Source organism: Leucobacter rhizosphaerae, assembly GCF_022919175.1.
GTDB classification, from domain to species: domain Bacteria; phylum Actinomycetota; class Actinomycetes; order Actinomycetales; family Microbacteriaceae; genus Leucobacter; species Leucobacter rhizosphaerae.
Genome location: NZ_CP095043.1, coordinates 2,668,715 through 2,684,660 on the forward strand (window position 1 = coordinate 2,668,715; position 15,946 = coordinate 2,684,660).

Consider the following 15,946-nt stretch of genomic DNA (forward strand, 5'->3'; position numbering starts at 1 on the left):
GACGGGCACGTTCAGAGTTCATCGTCTGAAGAGTGCGTCACCACGTCGCTCGGCTCGAGATCGCCGCACCCGATCGCCGCCTGCACCGCGAGCCAGCACTCGGCCGTGTCCTCCATCGAGGAGAGATCCCGCACGATGATCTTCTCGATCCGCGAGACCCGCGCGATGAGCGTCTGGCGGTGCACGAACAGCCGCTCCGACGCCCGCACCCAGCTGCGATTCTCCTCCAGGAACACGCGGAGCGTCTGCGTCAGCGAGGTGCCCCGCTGCTCGTCGTAGGTCTGCAGCGGCCCCAGCACCTGGCGGGCGATGTGGCGCAGCTGCTCGGTGTTGTTCGGCAGGAAGAGCGAGCTCGTCTCGTGCTCCTCGAAGCGCATCACGCGACCGGCCTGGTGGTTCCGGATCAGTGCGCTGCGCGCCTGGCGCAGCGCACTCTCCAGGTCGTCGAGGCCGGAGAACGCCGCGCTCACCCCGACCCGGGTCTCGGCGTCGGCGAGCGCTTCGAGCGCCAGATCGAGATCCTGCCCGAGTGAGGCGAGGACCACCACCTGACCGTCTTTCGTCGTGGCGAGAGCTGGGGTGCGCTGGGCCGCGAAGACCGTGTGCACCCGGTCGATCGCGTCTCGCGTGCTGTCGTTCTGGAGCACCGCCAGGAGGTAGGGCGGCTCGACCCGGTGGGCTGCGACGAGGTGCTGCGCCGGAGGCGACGGCACCGAGCCGTCGCAGAGGTCGGCGAGGAGCAGCGAGCCGTGCAGCCACTCGCTCCGGTGGTTCGCGGCCGTGATCGAGAGCGCGCTGCCGACGATCCCGACGACGTGCTGCAGGAGGCCGCGGTTGATCGGCGTCGTCGACTCGAAGCGGAGCTCGGGATCCCCGGGGGCGTGGACCGACATCGCCACGACGTTCGGGGAGACGCGCTGGATCGTGCCCGGGGTACGGGGAATGCCGAGACTGCCGCTCGGGAGGAGCGCGAGCGGCCCGCCGAGCAGCGGCTCGAGCGCCGAGAGCAGATCCTCGATCGGGGCATCGTCCGGATGCTCGCCGAGCGCGGCGTACATCTGCTCCGTCAGCTGCACCCGGGCGGCACGATCCTGCTGCACGCTGTCGGCGACCGCCATGGCGACGGTGACGAAGCGCACCTCGTGCGCCGTCTGCAGCACGGGAAACCCGATCTGCGCGGCGTGCGTCAGCGCCGCCGTCGTGAACGGGGTCTCGATCATGACCCCGTCGATCGTCACGGCGGCGATCCCGGCGCGGTGCATGCCGTCGAGGTACGCGCACTGCTCCTCGGTGGTCTCCGGGACCCCGAGACCCGTCGTCATCACGAGCGCGCCGCGACCGAGCCAGCGCCAGGGCTCCGGCAGCTCGCAGACGTGCGCCCACGCGATGGTCCGCTCCTCGCCGACGCCGGGGGTCAACGACACCGTCTGCGCAGCGGGGAGTTCGAGGAGCGCTCGCACCGTGAACGTCATGCGCGGCGGCCCCGACGGGAGCCGCGCGGTGCGGTCGTAGGCGAGGGTCGGCATTGCGGCGCGCGGGGACCCGAGTGACGCGGCGAACCGACCACTTCTGCTCCCATTGCGCGTTCCTCCTTGAACCAATTGCGCTCCCGTCCCCATCGTATGCAGAGGGATCTGCGGCGCCGACCGGGGGGCCGTCACTGCGGCCAAATCCTTATGTTCGTACGACCTCGATGGGGTGCGGTGTACGAAGCTATGAAAGATCGGCCCGGCGGTAACGAAGGGGTAACAGGACCGGCGTCGGGCGCGAATCTCGCTGGTACGTTCGGTGCAGCCGCCGAGCACTGGCGCCGGATCCGAGCCTCGTGAGAGGTGCGGGATCGCGTCCCGGCGGTGACCACGATCACGATGAAGTGAGGGAGTACATGTCCACTCAGAAGACCATCAGGACCCGCCGAGGGCTCGCGCTCGTCGCCGGATCCGCAGCGCTTGCGCTGACGCTCATCGGCTGCAGCGGCGGCGGTGAAGCGGAGCCCGCACCCGAGCGGGACCTCGGCACCCCCGTCGCGGGTGAGATCCAGGAGGGCGCGCTCGACGGCGTCACCCTCACGTTCGCCGGCTCCGGCGGTGTGTTCCAGGATGGCCAGACGGAGGCGCTCTGGGATCCGTTCGCCGCGGCCTCCGGCGCGACCGTCAATCAGGACGCGTTCGACGCCGGCAAGCTGAAGGCCATGGTCGACAGCGGCAACGTCAGCTGGGACATCGTGAACACGACCCAGTTCGACACCGCGCGCGGCTGCGGCACGCTCTACGAGGAGTACGACTACTCGCAGATCGACATCTCCAAGATCCCCGAGGGCACGATCACCGACAAGTGCATGGTGCCGCAGATCCTCTACGGCCTGGTCGTCGTCTACAACACCGACAAGTTCGGAGACAACCCGCCCACGAGCGCCGCCGACTTCTTCGACACCGAGAAGTTCCCGGGCAAGCGCACCGTGAGCCAGTCCACCTACGTCGACCCGCAGACCGTCGAGTTCGCGCTCACGGCCCAGGGCAAGGACATCACATCACTGGAGACGAGCGACATCGAGGGCGCCTTCGACATGTACAAGGATCTCGGCGACGATGTGATCGGCTGGACCACCGGCGCGCAGGCGCAGCAGCAGCTCGAGTCCGGCGAGGCCGTGATGGGGCTCGTCTGGTCGGGTCGCGGCTACGGCGCCGCCGCCGCCGGAGCGCCCGTCGCCCCGATGTGGGACGAGTGGATGATCATGGTCGACTCGAACGGGATCCCGAAGGGGGTCAAGGATCCGCAGGCCGCCTTCGCCGCCGTGAACTACTCGATCGGAGCGGAGCAGCAGGCCAAGATGACCGAGCTCACCTCCTACGGCGGGGTCAACGTCGACGCGAAGCCCGAGGTCGACGACCTGCTCAGCGAGTGGATCACCACCGAGCGCCTCGACACGGGCATCGCCCCGAACGTCGACTTCTGGGTCGAGAACTACGACGCGCTCTCCGCAGCGTGGGCCGGTTGGGCGACGGGTAACTGATCGTCATGACTGACCACACCGTCACCGGGGGTGCTGCGCCTGCGGGCGCAGTGGCCCCCGGTGCGGATGCCGTGGGAGCGAAGAAGCGCGGGCCGAAGAACTGGCGCCCGCTGCTCCTGCTGATCCCGGCGTTCGTGATCGTATCCATGTTCTTCCTCGCGCCGCTGGCCGATGTGTTCATCCGCTCGATCACCGATCCGGTGCCGGGTGTGCAGAACTACGTCTGGCTGTTCACGACCGAGGCGAACCTCAACGTGGTGCTCCGGACCTTCGGGACGGCGATCCTCGTCACGTTCGTGTGTCTGCTCCTCGCGTACCCGTACGCGTACCTCATGACGATCGTGTCGGATCGCACGCGCAACCTGATGCAGCTGTTCATCATGATGCCGTTGTGGACGTCGATCCTGGTGCGCACGCTCGCGTGGATGGTGCTGCTGCAGGACACGGGTCCGATCAACGGGTTGCTGGCCGCGTGGTTCGGGATCGGGCCGATCCCGCTGATCCGCACGACGTTCGGTGTGGCGCTCGGCATGACGCAGGTGCTGCTGCCCTTCATGGTGCTGCCGCTGTACTCCTCGATGTCGAAGATCGACAAGCGGCTGCTGCCGGCGGCGTCGAACCTCGGCGCGAACCCGGTGACGGCCTTCTTCACGGTCTACCTGCCGCTGTCGAAGCCCGGTATCTTCTCGGGCGGCGTCACGGTGTTCATCCTCGGCCTCGGCTTCTACATCATCCCCGCGCTGCTCGGATCCTCGAAGGAGATCATGATCTCGGCGATGATCCAGCAGCAGATCAGCGTCTTCCTGATGTGGGGACAGGGCACGGCGCTCGGGATCTTCCTGCTCGTGTGCACGATCCTGATCCTCGTCGTCGTGTCGAGATTCAATAAGGGCGGCAGCCTGTTCCCGGGGGTGGATCGCTGATGACCTCCAAACGTCTGCTCGGCGTCTTCGCCGTGATCATCGTGATCTGGCTGATCCTGCCCACCCTGGTGATCGTGCCGATGTCGTTCAACGAGGCCTCCTCGTTCAACTTCCCGCCCAAGGGCTTCTCGACCCGCTGGTACGAGAACTTCTTCACCGATGCCAGCTGGCTGAAGGCGCTCTTCTCGTCGCTGCAGGTCGCGGTGCTCACGATGATCGTCGCCACGACGGTCGGCGTGCTCGCCTCGCTGGGCCTCTCGAAGGTGAAGTTCCGCGGCAAGGGGCTGATGGAGGGCTACTTCCTGCTGCCCCTGATCGTGCCCGGGATCGTGCTCGCGGTCGGTCTCTACTCGCTGTTCCTGCGGCTGGATCTGCTCGGCACCCTGCCGGGGTTCGTGCTCGCGCACACCATCGTGTCGATGCCGCTCGTCATCACCAACGTGATGGCGTCGCTGCAGGGGCTCGATCCTCGCCTCGAACAGGCCTCGGCCAGCCTCGGCGCCGGCCGGGTGCAGACCTTCTTCAGCATCACTCTGCCGCTCATCGCGCCGGGTGTGACGGCCGGGGCCCTGTTCGCGTTCGTCACGTCGTTCGACGAGGTGATCCTGTCGCTCTTCATCCAGAGCCCCACCCTGCAGACGCTGCCGGTGAAGATCTTCAACAGCGTCACGCAAACCAATGACCCCACAGTGGCCGCGGTGGCGGTGATCACGATGCTCACCTCGGTGATCGTGATGCTCATCGCCCAGTTCGCCACGCGGAAGAGAAAGCGACCGGTAGCGTGAACGCTATGACCCACAACGACATTCCTGTGCCCGAGGGGCACGAGCAGGAACTGCGGACCGAGGGCCTCAACACCTCGGCGATCCACGCGATCGGCGAGGCCGGCATCAGCCTGAACTCGGTCACGAAGCGCTACGGCGAGAGCACGGTGGTCGATGAGATCGACCTCGTGATCGAGCCGGGCGAGTTCATGACCTTCCTCGGGCCGTCGGGATCGGGCAAGACCACGACCCTGAACATGATCGCGGGCTTCACCTCCGTCACGGAGGGGCTGCTCCACATCTATGGCAAGCCCGTCGCGAAACTGCCGCCGCACAAGCGCGATATCGGCATGGTGTTCCAGAACTACGCGCTGTTCCCGCACAAGACGGTCGCGGAGAACATCGCGTACCCGCTGCAGCGCCGGAAGCTCTCGAAGGCGGTGCAGAAGGAGAAGGTCGCCGCGGCGCTCGGCATGGTACGCATGGGCGACTTCGGGGATCGCTACCCGTCGGAGCTCTCCGGCGGGCAGCAGCAGCGCGTCGCGCTCGCCCGCGCGCTCGTGTACGAACCGCGGGTGCTGCTCATGGACGAGCCCCTCGGCGCACTCGACAAGAAGCTCCGCGAGTGGCTGCAGACCGAGATCAAGCGCATCCACCGCGAGGTCGGATCCACCTTCGTCTACGTCACCCACGACCAGGAGGAGGCGCTCTCGATGTCCGACCGCATCGCGGTCTTCAACAACGGCAAGATCGAGCAGGTGGGTACCTCGGAGGATCTCTACGAGGCCCCGCAAACGCTGTTCGTGGGCCGGTTCCTCGGCGAGTCCACGGTGCTGCTCGGCACCGGGGTTCCGGTGGGGGAGCGGCACACGGCGATTGAGGTCGCCGGGCACCGCGTGGTGGCGGACGGGCAATCGGCCCACCAGAACCTCGCGATCCTGATCCGACCCGAGAACCTGCGTCTCGAGTCGGCCGGCACGGTGCCGACCGAGAGCCAGAACGCGATCCCGGTCACCATCATGGACGTCACCTACCTGGGTGCGTCGCGGCGGTACTCGGTGCGGCTGCCTGACGGCAGCGAGGGCGCGGTGCGGCTCGGGCAGGATGCCCGGATCCACAACCGGGGCGACGAGGTCACCATGATGTGGGAGATCCCGTCGGGCGTGCTGCTCGTCGACACCGGCGAGGCGGGGGAGTCCGCGACGTAGGTCGCGCTGACCCCCGCTGGGCCCCGTCGGGGCACGGGGCCGCGGCCGAGGATCCCGCGGCCCAGGATCCCTGGCCGAGGATCCCGCGGCCGAGGATCCCGTGCCTGGGCCCCAGGCCCTACGCCTCGATATCGACGTCCTTCGTCTCGCGCGTCAGCAGCAGCGACACGAAGGTCACGAGCGCGGTCGCCGTCAGGTAGAGCCCGACGAGCAGCGGGCTGCCATCCGCGAGGCCCCAGAGCCACACCGCGACGATGGGGGCGAGGGCCGCACCGAGGATCGACGACACGTTGTACGCGACGGCCGATCCCGTGTACCGGATGTTCGTCGGGAACATCTCGGGGAGGAACGCGCCCATCGGTCCGAAGGTGAGCCCCATCAACGTGAAGCCGAGCGCCAGGAAGAACATCACCATCGGCGTGCTGCCGCCGCCGAGCATCGGCACGAAGAGCAGGCCGAAGACCGCGATCGCGGCGGTCACCACCAGCAGGGTGCGCCGGCGGCCGAAGCGATCCGCGAGCGGGCCCGACACGAGCGTGAAGATCCCGAAGAACACCACACCGAACACCAGCATGAGGATGAACGCGTTGTACGTGTACCCGGCGCCGGGCACGGGAGCGTCGCCCGGCCGTGTGCCGTAGGTCAGGGTGAACGAGGTCATCAGGTAGAAGAGCACGTAGGTCGCGAGCATCGCGAGCGTGCCGAGGATCAGCCCGCGCCAGTGGAACCTGAACGCCTCCGCGATGGGCACCCGCTTCACGGTGCCGCGCCGCTTCGTCTCCTCGAACGCGTTCGACTCGACGAGCTTCAAGCGCACCCACAGCCCCACGATCACCATCAACGCGGAGAAGAGGAACGGGATCCGCCAGCCCCACTCGAGGAACGCGGCGGAGGGCTGCCCGGGGTTCGCGGGATCGGCGAGCACCATGTTGATCACGTAGAACAGCATGTTCGCGATGATGAACCCGATCGGAGCGCCGAGCTGCGGGAACGTCCCGTACCAGGCGCGCTTGCCCTCGGGGGCGTTCTCGGTGGCGACGAGCGCCGCCCCCGACCATTCGCCGCCGATCGCGAAGCCCTGGGTGAGGCGCAGGATGAGGAGCAGCACGGCCGCCCAGGCGCCCACCATCGCGTGCGTCGGCAGCACGCCGATCAGGAAGGTCGCGATGCCCATCGTGAGGAGCGAGGCCACGAGTGTGGTCTTGCGGCCGAGGCGATCCCCGAGGTGGCCGAAGAAGACGGCGCCGACGGGGCGGGCGAGCATCGCTGCACCGAAGGTCGCGAACGACGCGAGCAGCGCGGTCGTCTCGTTGTCGGACGGGAAGAAGAGGTGAGGGAAGACGAGCACCGCCGCCGTCGCGTAGACGTAGAAGTCGTAGAACTCGATGGTGGTGCCGATGAGGCTCGCGAGGATGACGCGGGATCGCGAGTTCCGAGGAGCGGCGGGATCGGCTGGTGCGGTCGGGGAGGTGGTGGCTGACACAGTGGAGCTTTCAGATGAGGCGGAAAAGCCGTGCGCCTGGGCCGAGGTCGGGCTGAGCGCGCGACATCGGGCGTGTCCACTTGTGGCAGAACGGGGTAAGCATACGCCCGTTCTGCCAGAATCTCACGTTCCGGGGTGTGGCCCCTCGTGCCCGACCCCTACTGGCCGACCACCATGATCTCGTGCGGGAGCTTCGACAGCAGGCTCGTCCGATCGTCCTCGATCACGAAGGTGTCGAGCAGCCCGATCCCGCACATGCTCTCGAAGTTCGCCACCATACCCGACTCGAACACCCGGTCGTCGTGCTCGCCGCCCACGACCGTGAACTTCCACTCGCCGACCCAGTCCGGCGGGAAGGCGATGCCCATCTCGTACCCGCCGATCCACACGCTCGAGTTGATCTCGAAGACACCCGCGTCCTTGTAGTACGCGTAGAGTTCGGCGTTGACGTCGCCGATGCGGACCCCCGGCCGGGCGCGCTCCGTGAGGATGTCGAAGGCGCCCGTGAGCACCTTCAGCAGTTCGACCGCACCGGCGTCCGGCTCCTTGAACGCGTAGAGCTGCGAGCGGTTCGAGTGGTACCGCTTGTAGACGCCGCACGGATCCACGTCGAGGAAGTCGTCTTCCGTGATCACCCTGCGCCCCGAGATCTCGTGGTAGACGCCGAGAGCTGCGAGCCCGACGAAGGCGACCTGGTGGAGACCTGCCGGCTCGCCGCCCGCCGCCGACAGCCCGCGGATCAGCTCGCCGTGCGCGTCGAGCTCCGTCATGCCCGGTCGCAGCACCTCGGCGAGGTGGAGCAGGCCGGCGTCGCAGATCGCGGCGGCCTTCTTGACGGCGACGATCTCGTCGGCGGACTTGATCATGCGCACGCGCCGTGCGGTGAGCGTCGCGTCGACGACACGGGCGCCCGCGTCGAGGAGCGCCCCCTCCATCATCCGCGACACCGCGGGGTTCGGGATCGCCGAGAAGAGCTCGATCCCGACGCGGGATCCGTCGACCCAGCCCTCCTTCTTCGACTCGTTCACGATGAAGCGCAGCATGCCGTCGCGCTCGTAGCGGGGGAGGAGTCGCACGTCCTTCGCGGCCGAGGTGCGCCGGATCATCTCCGTGTGCTCGATGCCCTCGAACAGGATGAAACCGGCGTCGACGCGCACGACCGTGCAGGTCAGCGGACGCCAGTCGCGCGGTCCGTTCGCCTTGTACCACCGCAGCGCGAGGCCGTGGAGCCAGTTCTGGGACTCGGGCGAGGAGAGCACCAGCGTGTCGACGCCGTCCTCGGCCATCGCCTGCTGCAGCCGGGTCAGCCGGTTCGCGTACTCCGCCTCGGAGAAGGCGATGTGGGGCTCGGTGCCCGAGATCCGCTCCTGCTGATCGGCGAGGAACTGAGTGATGGTGGAGTCGAGCATGCTCACCTCTGAGTTTCTGTGCGGAGACGTCGCGCTCACACCGATGTGCCGCGCTGCGATTGTGATAATAACATATTATTGCCTCGACGTATTCAGAGCCCGGGGGTCGGGGCTGCCGGGGGTGCGCGAGCTCGGGTCAGGCGAGCTGGGGTGACGTGCGCTCGGGTGACGTGAGCTCGGGATCGAGCAGCGCCTCCGCGACAACCTCCGGCGTCAGGGCGCGAGGCTGTGCGAGCCGTCGGTCCTGCTCGAGGGCGGCGAGGTGCGTCTTCGCCTCGGCGGGATCGACGCCGAGTTGCAGGCTCGTCCAGTCGTTGAGGATCTGCAGCATGAACTCCGGTGTCACGATGTCCGGCTCGGCGAGGGTGCGGATCGAGAGGCCGTCCATCAGGGCGAGCATGCCCAGGGTGAGGCTGCGGGTGTCGGCCGTCGCGGGCAGGCGTCGCTGCTCCGCGAGCTGACGCAGGGCGGACTCGAGTGGTCTCGCCCACAGCTGGTACACCTGCGTCGCGACCCCGCGGAGGTGGTCGGAGCGGCCCGATCCCGACCACAGCTCGCTCCAGAAGCCCCAGCGCTCGGGGAAGGCGACGGTGCCGAAGACGTGCAGGTGGTTCATGGCGTAGATGAACCGCAGCGGATCGTCGATGTTCTCCACGCGCTGCGCGCTCTCCCGCGAGATCACGCGCATCATCGCGCCGAACGTGGCGTCGACGAGGTTTTCGCGAGTGTCGAAGTAGTGCTGGATGAGGCCCAGGCTGACACCCGATTCGCGCGCGATGTCCTTGAGCTTCGCCGCGACGACGCCGTCGCGCGCGATCACGCGGATCGATCCGGCCAGAATCTCGGCGCGGCGACGCGTCGCCAGGTCGAGCGGTGCCGCCTGCTCAGTTCCGATGGTCACGGAGGGTCCCTTCTCGTTGGTGCACCGGCGGCAATCCCCGGGCTACCGATGTACCTCACCCTATGGTCACGGTTCTCGCCGGATCTTGCGCGATGACAATAATGCGTTATTATGATAACCCCAAGCTGTTGACGAAGGAGTCAGGAAGATGAGTCAGACCACTCGAATGATGTTGCCGGTCGCGGCCGTGGCCGCGCTCGCGCTTGCCGCGTGCTCGTCGGGCTCCGCGCCCGAGGGCGGAGATGGCGGCGGCGGCTCGCTCGTGTTCGCGAGCTACGGCAGCGCGTACCAGGACGCGCAGAACGAGGCGTTCCTCGACCCGTGGGCCGCGGAGTCCGGCGCGACTGTGCAGAACGACGGCCCGACCTCCTACCCGAAGATCCAGCAGATGGTGGAGTCGGGCAACACGATCTGGGACGTCGTCGACACGGAGCCCTACTTCCCGGTCGCGAACTGCGGCACGCTCGTCGAGGAGATCGATTTCACGAACATCGACACCTCGAACTACCCCGAAGGCACGTGGTCGGACTGCTCGATCCCGATCGCCCAGTACTCGACCATGATGATCGTGAACTCCGACACCTACAGCGGCTCGGCCGTGCCGAGCACCCCGGCGGACTTCTTCGACGTCGAGCAGTTCCCGGGCACCCGCATGGTGCCGGGCTGGGCCGGTGCCGGTGCGCTGGAGTTCGCCCTGCTGGCCGACGGCGTCGCTCCGGAGGATCTCTACCCGCTCGACACCGAGCGGGCCTACGCGAAGCTCGACACGATCCGCGATGATCTCACGTTCTGGAACACAAGCTCCGAATCCCAGCAGGCGATGGAGGACGGCTCGGCCGACATGTGGCTCGCGTGGTCGGGCCGCGGCTACGAGGCCGAGAAGAACGGGGCGAGCATCACGCCGGTGTGGGAGGACAACCTCCTCGCCTGGGCGAGCCTCAGCATCGTCAAGGGATCGAAGAATCTCGAGCAGGCGCAGAGCTTCATCGAGTTCGCCGCGCAGGCGGAGCCGCAGGCCCGGTTCGCCGAGCTCCAGCCCTACGCCCCCGCCGACCTCTCCGCGAAGCCCGAGCTCGACGAGCTGCAGGAGAAGTGGAACGTCGCGAAAGAGGACGTGCAGTCCCAGTCCATCGTGACGAACGTCCAGTGGTGGGCCGACAACTCGGCGGACGCCGAGGCCGAGTGGACGGCCTGGTCGACGAGCTAGCCCCCATCGTCGGCGTCGACCGCGGCCTCGCGCCGCGCGTCGACGCCGGCACCACACCCCGGAGGAACCATGCGCCCATCGCGCCTCTTCAGCAGCGTTGCCGTCGTCCCAGCGCTCGTCATCATCCTGATCTTCTTTCTGCTGCCCATCGGCGTGATCATCGCCCGGTCGTTCACCGATCCCGAACCGGGACTCGGGCAGTATGCAGCGGCCCTGGCCGACCCGACCACGCTCCGCGTGCTCGGCCGCACGTTCGTGACGGCGATCATCACCGTCGTGGTCTGCATCGGCCTCGGCTACCCCTTCGCCTACCTGCTCACCCTGGTCGGACCCACGGCGCGCACCCTGCTCATGGTGCTCGTGCTCGTGCCGTTCTGGACCTCCCTCATGGCGCGCACCTTCGCGTGGATCTCGCTGCTCCAGCGAGACGGGCCGGTGTCGGCGGTGCTCGGGTTCTTCGGAGCCGAGAACGTCACGCTGCGCGGCACCCTCACGGGAGTGGTGCTCGCGATCGTGCAGATCCTCCTGCCCTACATGATCCTGACCCTCTACACCGCCCTCGCGTCCATCGACCGGCGCCAGCTCGCCGCGGCCCAGAGCCTCGGCGCGAACCGGTACAAGGCGTTCTGGCAGGTCTACCTGCCGCAGTCGCTGCCCGGCCTCTTCGCCGCGAGCTCGCTCGTGTTCATCCTGGCGCTCGGCTTCTACATCACCCCGCAGCTGATCGGCAGCCCAAAGGAGGCCATGATCGCGCAGGTGATCGGCCAGCGCGTGGAGAAGATCGTCGACTTCGCCGGCGCCGGGGCGCTCTCCGGCATCCTGCTCCTCGCGACGCTCGGTCTCTTCTGCGTCGTGATCCTCGCGGTCGCCCCGCTCAGACGCGGCATATCCCAGATGGTGAACGGAGGTGAGACCCGGTGAACGAACGCACCCGCATCCGCCTGCCGCTCCGCATCTGGGCGACGGTCGCAGCCCTGCTGCTCGTGGCGCCCACGCTCGTCGTGATCCCGCTCTCGTTCTCGGACAAGCGCAGCTTCGCGTTCCCCATCGAGGGCTGGTCGCTGCAGTGGTACGAGAACTTCTTCACGGATCAGCGCTGGATGAACTCACTTGGCACGAGCCTGAGCCTCGCGCTGGTGGTCGGCGTCGTGGCGACCGTGCTCGGCACCCTGGCGGCCCTCGGCCTGCGCGGACTCAACGCGCGGCTCGCCGCCGTCGCGCAGGTGTCGATGATGCTGCCCATCCTCGTACCGGGGATCGTGGCCGCGATCGCCATCTTCGGTCTCTACCTGCGCTGGGGGCTCAGCGGCTCGCCGCTCGGGATCGTGCTCGCGCACATCGCGCTCGCACTGCCGTTCGTGCTGATCCCGGTGGGAACCGCGCTCCGGGGGCTCGACGAGACGCTCGTTCGGGCCGCAGCGGTGCTCGGGGCCAGCCCGATCGCGCGCTTCATGCAGGTGCAGCTGCCGATCCTGCTGCCGGGCATCATCACGGGCTTCATCTTCGCGTTCGTGACGAGCCTTGACGAGGTGGTCATCGCCTACTTCCTGCAGTCGCCCTCGGTCCGCACCCTCCCGGTGCAGATGTACAGCTCCGTCACGGTGGAGACCGATCCCAGCATCGCGGCAGCCTCGACGCTGCTGCTGGTGCTCTCCACGTGCATCATCCTCATTCCCCGCATCGTGCAGGTCATCCAGGAACGACGTGCCGCCCGACGACAAGGAGACGTCGCATGACTGTGACCCCCACCCCCGGTGCCGAGCTGCGCCTCAGCGGCCTGGTGAAGCGCTACGGCGGCACCGCCGCGGTCGCGAACGTCGACCTCGAGGTCGCCTCCGGTGAGTTCGTGACCCTGCTCGGGCCGAGCGGATCCGGCAAGACCACCACCCTGTCGATGATCGCCGGGTTCACCGTGCCCACCGACGGCCGGGTCGTGTGCGACGGCGCGGAGATCACGTCGGTGCCGCCGCACAAGCGCGGGCTCGGCATGGTGTTCCAGAACTACTCGCTCTTCCCGCACCTCACGGTCCGGGAGAACGTCGAGTTCCCGCTGCGTCAGCGCGGGGTCGCGAAGCCCGAGCGGGTGAAGCGGGCGCTCGAGGCGCTCGAGCTCGTCGAGCTGAGCGCGCGGGCGAACGCCAAGCCCACCCAGCTCAGCGGCGGCCAGCAGCAGCGTGTCGCGCTCGCCCGTGCGCTCGTCTTCCAGCCGCGACTGCTGCTCATGGACGAGCCCTTCGGCGCCCTCGACCGCGCACTGCGCGAGCGCCTGCAGCTCGAGCTGCGCCGGCTGCATCGTGAGCTCGGGATCACCGTCGTGTTCGTGACGCACGACCAGGAGGAGGCGCTCACGCTCTCCGACCGGATCGCCGTCTTCAACGAGGGCCGCATCGAGCAGGTCGGCACGCCCGAGGAGCTGTACGAGCGCCCGGCCACACTGTTCGTCGCGCGATTCATCGGGGAGTCGAACGCGATCACCGGCGAGGTGCGCGACGGCGAGTTCCTGAGCCGCCACGGCGTGCGCGTTCCAGCTCCGCAGCTGAGCGAGGGCCCCGCGGTCGCCATCGTGCGGCCCGAGCGGTTGCGCGTGGTCGCGCCGGATGCCCCTGCCGGAGACTGTGCGATCGAGGGCACGGTCGCCGACATCACCTACCTGGGCGCGCAGAGCCGCCTCGAGCTCGACACCGCGGAGGGCCCGATCATCGTGCGTGCGGGTGTCGAGGCGGCGATGCCGTCGCTCGGGTCGACCGTGCGCCTCGCCTGGTCAGCCGAGAACACCGCAGTTTTCCACACCGAACCGGATCCGACAGAAACGAGCAACCCATGGACCGAAACCCTCGCCCCGTCCACGTCAAGCTGAGCGAGCTCACCCCCGTCGACGCGGAGACCGCACCGACGCGGGTGCGCATCCGCCGCATCATCACCCGCGCCGAGCACCAGAGCGAGCTCACGCAAGGGGTGTGCTGGATGGATCCTGGCGAGCAGACGAACCGCTGGTCGAGCCGCGAGACCTTCGACCGCTCGGAGGCCGAGCACTGGTACGGGCCGGTCGACGAGACGTACTACATCATCCGAGGCCGGCTGCGGCTGACCTGGGACGAGGGCGTCTTCGAGCTCGGGCCGGATGACACGGTGTACCTCGCGCCCGGGTGGACGTACCACCTGGAGAACGTGGGGGACGAGCCCGCGTTCTTCGTCTACAACATGACGCCGGCGCAGGAGTGATCCGGCGCTGACCGACCCTGGCGCTGGAGTGATCCGGCGCCGCACGACCGATCCGTATCCGAGAGGACGAACGATGACGCAGCGAGAGCCGCTGGCACTGCACTTCGACGAGCGCGTGCTCGACCACGACACGGGCACCGCGCTGCACGAGGCGGCGCCGAGCCCGTGGTTCGCGGCGAACGAGCCGCACACGGAGGGGCGCCTGCGCATCGAGCGCATGCACGACATCCTCGAGCGCGGCCCCGTCGCCGAGTCGATCCGGTTCGCACCGGGCCGCTTGGCCGACGAGGACGAACTCGCGCGGGTGCACGATCCCGCGTACGTGCGCGAGGTGCGGCGGGCCATCGAGGCCGGTGGCGGCTGGGTCACCGGGACCACCCGACTCGGGGCCGGATCCTACGACCCGCTCCGCGCGGCGGCGGGCACGGCACTGGCCGCCGCCGAGACGGTGCTCTCCGGAGCGGCGCCGATGGCGTACGCCCTGACCCGCCCGCCCGGGCATCACGCCCAGCGGGCGCAGGCCGACGGCTACTGCTTCTTCAACGGCGCGGCGCTCGCCGTGGACGCCGCACGGCGCGCCGGGATCGAGCGGGTGCTCGTGATCGACTGGGACGTGCACCACGGCAACGGCACGCAGGACATCTTCTACGAGCGCGATGACGTGCTCACCGTGAGCCTGCACATGGATCACGGAGCCTGGGGGCCGAGTCACCCGCAGACCGGCCGGCTCGAGGAGCGCGGCGCCGGATCGGGGCTCGGCTTCAACCAGAACGTGCCGCTGCCCCTCGGCGCCGGCAATACCGCGTACTTGCGCGCGTTCGACGAGGTCGTCGCGCCGCTCGCGGAGCGGTTCCGCCCCGGCATGATCGTGTGCGCCAGCGGGCAGGACGCGAGCGCCTACGACCCGAACGGTCGTCACAACGTGTCGATGCCGGGCTTCGCCGGAATCGGGGCTCGCGTGCGGGCGCTCGCGGACGCGCACACCGACGGCCGCGCGATCCTGATCCAGGAGGGCGGCTACAACCCGTCGTACGCCCCGTACTGCCTGCTCGCCACCGTCGAGGGGCTGCTCGGAGCGCCGACGACGCCGGATCCGCTGGCGTACGTGCCCGACCAGACGCTCGGGCTCGACGAGCGCTTCGCGGAGATCGCGCGCATGCTCGCCGACGCGGCGTAGGAGGCCTAGCTCGGCTCGGTGAGAAGGCTGGTGAGAAGCACCTCAAGGGCACGGCCCACGCGCACATCATTCCAGTTCGCCGGGTCCTCGACGTTCTTGACGTGAAAACCGCGCGCATACAGGTAGAGGATGTCTGCGATTTCGGCGGCACGTTCGAGACCCGCTGCGGAGGCACTCTCGTGGAACTCTGCACAAGTATCGTCCGTCAGATCGGTGACGACTTTCATCTCTTCTCCGGACCCTGCGATGACCTCGATCCACAGACTGCGGAGCGCGGTGTCGTGCGTGCCCGTCTGACACATCCACCGCGAGAGTTCGACTAGTCGGGAGACACCGCTCGTTCGCCGGGTGGCCTCGTCTCTTTCATTCACCCAGAGGTCGCGAGCGTGATCCAGCGCGTTGAACATGAGCTGGGCTCGACTCGGCACGTAGTTCGTCACGAAGGCGGTGGACCGGCCGAGTTCGTCGGCGACCGCACGAATGGTGACGGCACTGGCGCCCCGCTGTTCGGTGATTCGGAGTGTTGCCTCAGAAATCTCTCGACGGCGTTCATCTTCGTCGACCATGTGAGGCATCCGTGGTTCACTCCTGTCCAAATGACGTTTGGGTAACGCTTCGCAATCTCTCCTTGACCGAGGT

15 protein-coding genes are annotated in these 15,946 nt (G+C 68.1%); 10 read left to right on the forward strand and 5 right to left on the reverse strand.

Features of this window, described 5'->3' with window-relative positions:
- Positions 1 to 11 precede the first annotated feature (11 nt).
- Positions 12 to 1,526, reverse strand: coding sequence for a PucR family transcriptional regulator (locus MUN76_RS12390; protein ID WP_244685063.1), 1,515 nt, complete (start codon positions 1,524 to 1,526; stop codon positions 12 to 14).
- Positions 1,527 to 1,885: 359 nt separating this feature from the next.
- On the opposite strand from MUN76_RS12390, the gene MUN76_RS12395 reads away from it, so the two are divergent.
- From MUN76_RS12395 to MUN76_RS12410, 4 genes are read left to right on the forward strand one after another with little or no spacing between them, the layout of a single operon-like run.
- Positions 1,886 to 3,013 carry an extracellular solute-binding protein gene (locus MUN76_RS12395; protein WP_244685064.1) on the forward strand — a complete coding sequence of 376 codons (1,128 nt, stop codon included), beginning with the start codon at positions 1,886 to 1,888 and terminating at the stop codon, positions 3,011 to 3,013.
- A gap of 5 nt (positions 3,014 to 3,018) precedes the next feature.
- Complete coding sequence (locus tag MUN76_RS12400; RefSeq protein WP_244685065.1) at positions 3,019 to 3,936, forward strand: ABC transporter permease; 918 nt, start codon at positions 3,019 to 3,021, stop codon at positions 3,934 to 3,936.
- Complete coding sequence (locus tag MUN76_RS12405; protein WP_244685066.1) at positions 3,936 to 4,721, forward strand: ABC transporter permease; 786 nt, start codon at positions 3,936 to 3,938, stop codon at positions 4,719 to 4,721. The genes MUN76_RS12400 and MUN76_RS12405 overlap by 1 nt, the downstream gene beginning before the upstream one ends.
- Positions 4,722 to 4,726: 5 nt before the next feature.
- Entirely contained in the window at positions 4,727 to 5,908 is a 1,182-nt protein-coding gene (locus MUN76_RS12410; protein ID WP_244685067.1) for an ABC transporter ATP-binding protein, read from the forward strand.
- A 118-nt stretch (positions 5,909 to 6,026) separates the two neighbouring features.
- On the opposite strand, the gene MUN76_RS12415 is transcribed toward MUN76_RS12410, so the two are convergent.
- From MUN76_RS12415 to MUN76_RS12425, 3 genes are all read right to left on the reverse strand, one after another.
- Complete coding sequence (locus MUN76_RS12415; RefSeq protein ID WP_244685068.1) at positions 6,027 to 7,391, reverse strand: MFS transporter; 1,365 nt, start codon at positions 7,389 to 7,391, stop codon at positions 6,027 to 6,029.
- Positions 7,392 to 7,549: 158 nt separating this feature from the next.
- Entirely contained in the window at positions 7,550 to 8,800 is a 1,251-nt protein-coding gene (locus tag MUN76_RS12420) for a M24 family metallopeptidase (protein ID WP_244688783.1), read from the reverse strand.
- A 136-nt stretch (positions 8,801 to 8,936) separates the two neighbouring features.
- On the reverse strand, positions 8,937 to 9,701 hold the full coding sequence (locus MUN76_RS12425; RefSeq protein ID WP_244685069.1) for a TetR/AcrR family transcriptional regulator: 765 nt from the start codon (positions 9,699 to 9,701) through the stop codon (positions 8,937 to 8,939).
- A gap of 148 nt (positions 9,702 to 9,849) precedes the next feature.
- Between MUN76_RS12425 and MUN76_RS12430 the strand changes: the two genes are divergently transcribed.
- The 6 genes from MUN76_RS12430 to MUN76_RS12455 all read left to right on the forward strand — a co-directional run bounded on the left by MUN76_RS12430 (position 9,850) and on the right by MUN76_RS12455 (position 15,307).
- Positions 9,850 to 10,908, forward strand: coding sequence for an ABC transporter substrate-binding protein (locus MUN76_RS12430; RefSeq protein ID WP_244685071.1), 1,059 nt, complete (start codon positions 9,850 to 9,852; stop codon positions 10,906 to 10,908).
- A gap of 69 nt (positions 10,909 to 10,977) precedes the next feature.
- Positions 10,978 to 11,829 (forward strand): ABC transporter permease, encoded by an 852-nt coding sequence (locus MUN76_RS12435; protein WP_244685073.1) that lies wholly within the window; start codon positions 10,978 to 10,980, stop codon positions 11,827 to 11,829.
- Positions 11,826 to 12,644, forward strand: a complete 819-nt coding sequence (locus MUN76_RS12440; protein ID WP_244685074.1) for an ABC transporter permease — start codon at positions 11,826 to 11,828, stop codon at positions 12,642 to 12,644. The genes MUN76_RS12435 and MUN76_RS12440 overlap by 4 nt, the downstream gene beginning before the upstream one ends.
- The gene (locus tag MUN76_RS12445; RefSeq protein ID WP_244685076.1) at positions 12,641 to 13,765 is read left to right on the forward strand and encodes an ABC transporter ATP-binding protein; all 1,125 of its coding nucleotides are present in this window, start codon (positions 12,641 to 12,643) and stop codon (positions 13,763 to 13,765) included. The genes MUN76_RS12440 and MUN76_RS12445 overlap by 4 nt, the downstream gene beginning before the upstream one ends.
- Positions 13,729 to 14,130, forward strand: coding sequence for a cupin domain-containing protein (locus tag MUN76_RS12450; RefSeq protein WP_244685078.1), 402 nt, complete (start codon positions 13,729 to 13,731; stop codon positions 14,128 to 14,130). Before MUN76_RS12445 ends, MUN76_RS12450 begins: the two co-directional genes overlap by 37 nt.
- A 73-nt stretch (positions 14,131 to 14,203) precedes the next feature.
- A complete protein-coding gene (locus MUN76_RS12455) occupies positions 14,204 to 15,307 on the forward strand; it encodes an arginase family protein (protein ID WP_244685080.1) in 1,104 nt (367 codons plus the stop codon).
- Between the two features lie 5 nt (positions 15,308 to 15,312).
- On the opposite strand, the gene MUN76_RS12460 is transcribed toward MUN76_RS12455, so the two are convergent.
- Positions 15,313 to 15,903, reverse strand: coding sequence for a TetR/AcrR family transcriptional regulator (locus MUN76_RS12460; RefSeq protein WP_244685081.1), 591 nt, complete (start codon positions 15,901 to 15,903; stop codon positions 15,313 to 15,315).
- Positions 15,904 to 15,946 lie beyond the last annotated feature (43 nt).

Coding starts and splice junctions, on each gene's coding strand:
- MUN76_RS12390 (WP_244685063.1), bottom strand. CDS start 1,526: ATGCCGACCCTCGCCTACGACCGCACCGCGCGGCTCCCGTCGGGGCCG.
- MUN76_RS12395 (WP_244685064.1), top strand. CDS start 1,886: ATGTCCACTCAGAAGACCATCAGGACCCGCCGAGGGCTCGCGCTCGTC.
- MUN76_RS12400 (WP_244685065.1), top strand. CDS start 3,019: ATGACTGACCACACCGTCACCGGGGGTGCTGCGCCTGCGGGCGCAGTG.
- MUN76_RS12405 (WP_244685066.1), top strand. CDS start 3,936: ATGACCTCCAAACGTCTGCTCGGCGTCTTCGCCGTGATCATCGTGATC.
- MUN76_RS12410 (WP_244685067.1), top strand. CDS start 4,727: ATGACCCACAACGACATTCCTGTGCCCGAGGGGCACGAGCAGGAACTG.
- MUN76_RS12420 (WP_244688783.1), bottom strand. CDS start 8,800: ATGCTCGACTCCACCATCACTCAGTTCCTCGCCGATCAGCAGGAGCGG.
- MUN76_RS12430 (WP_244685071.1), top strand. CDS start 9,850: ATGAGTCAGACCACTCGAATGATGTTGCCGGTCGCGGCCGTGGCCGCG.
- MUN76_RS12435 (WP_244685073.1), top strand. CDS start 10,978: ATGCGCCCATCGCGCCTCTTCAGCAGCGTTGCCGTCGTCCCAGCGCTC.
- MUN76_RS12445 (WP_244685076.1), top strand. CDS start 12,641: ATGACTGTGACCCCCACCCCCGGTGCCGAGCTGCGCCTCAGCGGCCTG.
- MUN76_RS12450 (WP_244685078.1), top strand. CDS start 13,729: ATGGACCGAAACCCTCGCCCCGTCCACGTCAAGCTGAGCGAGCTCACC.
- MUN76_RS12455 (WP_244685080.1), top strand. CDS start 14,204: ATGACGCAGCGAGAGCCGCTGGCACTGCACTTCGACGAGCGCGTGCTC.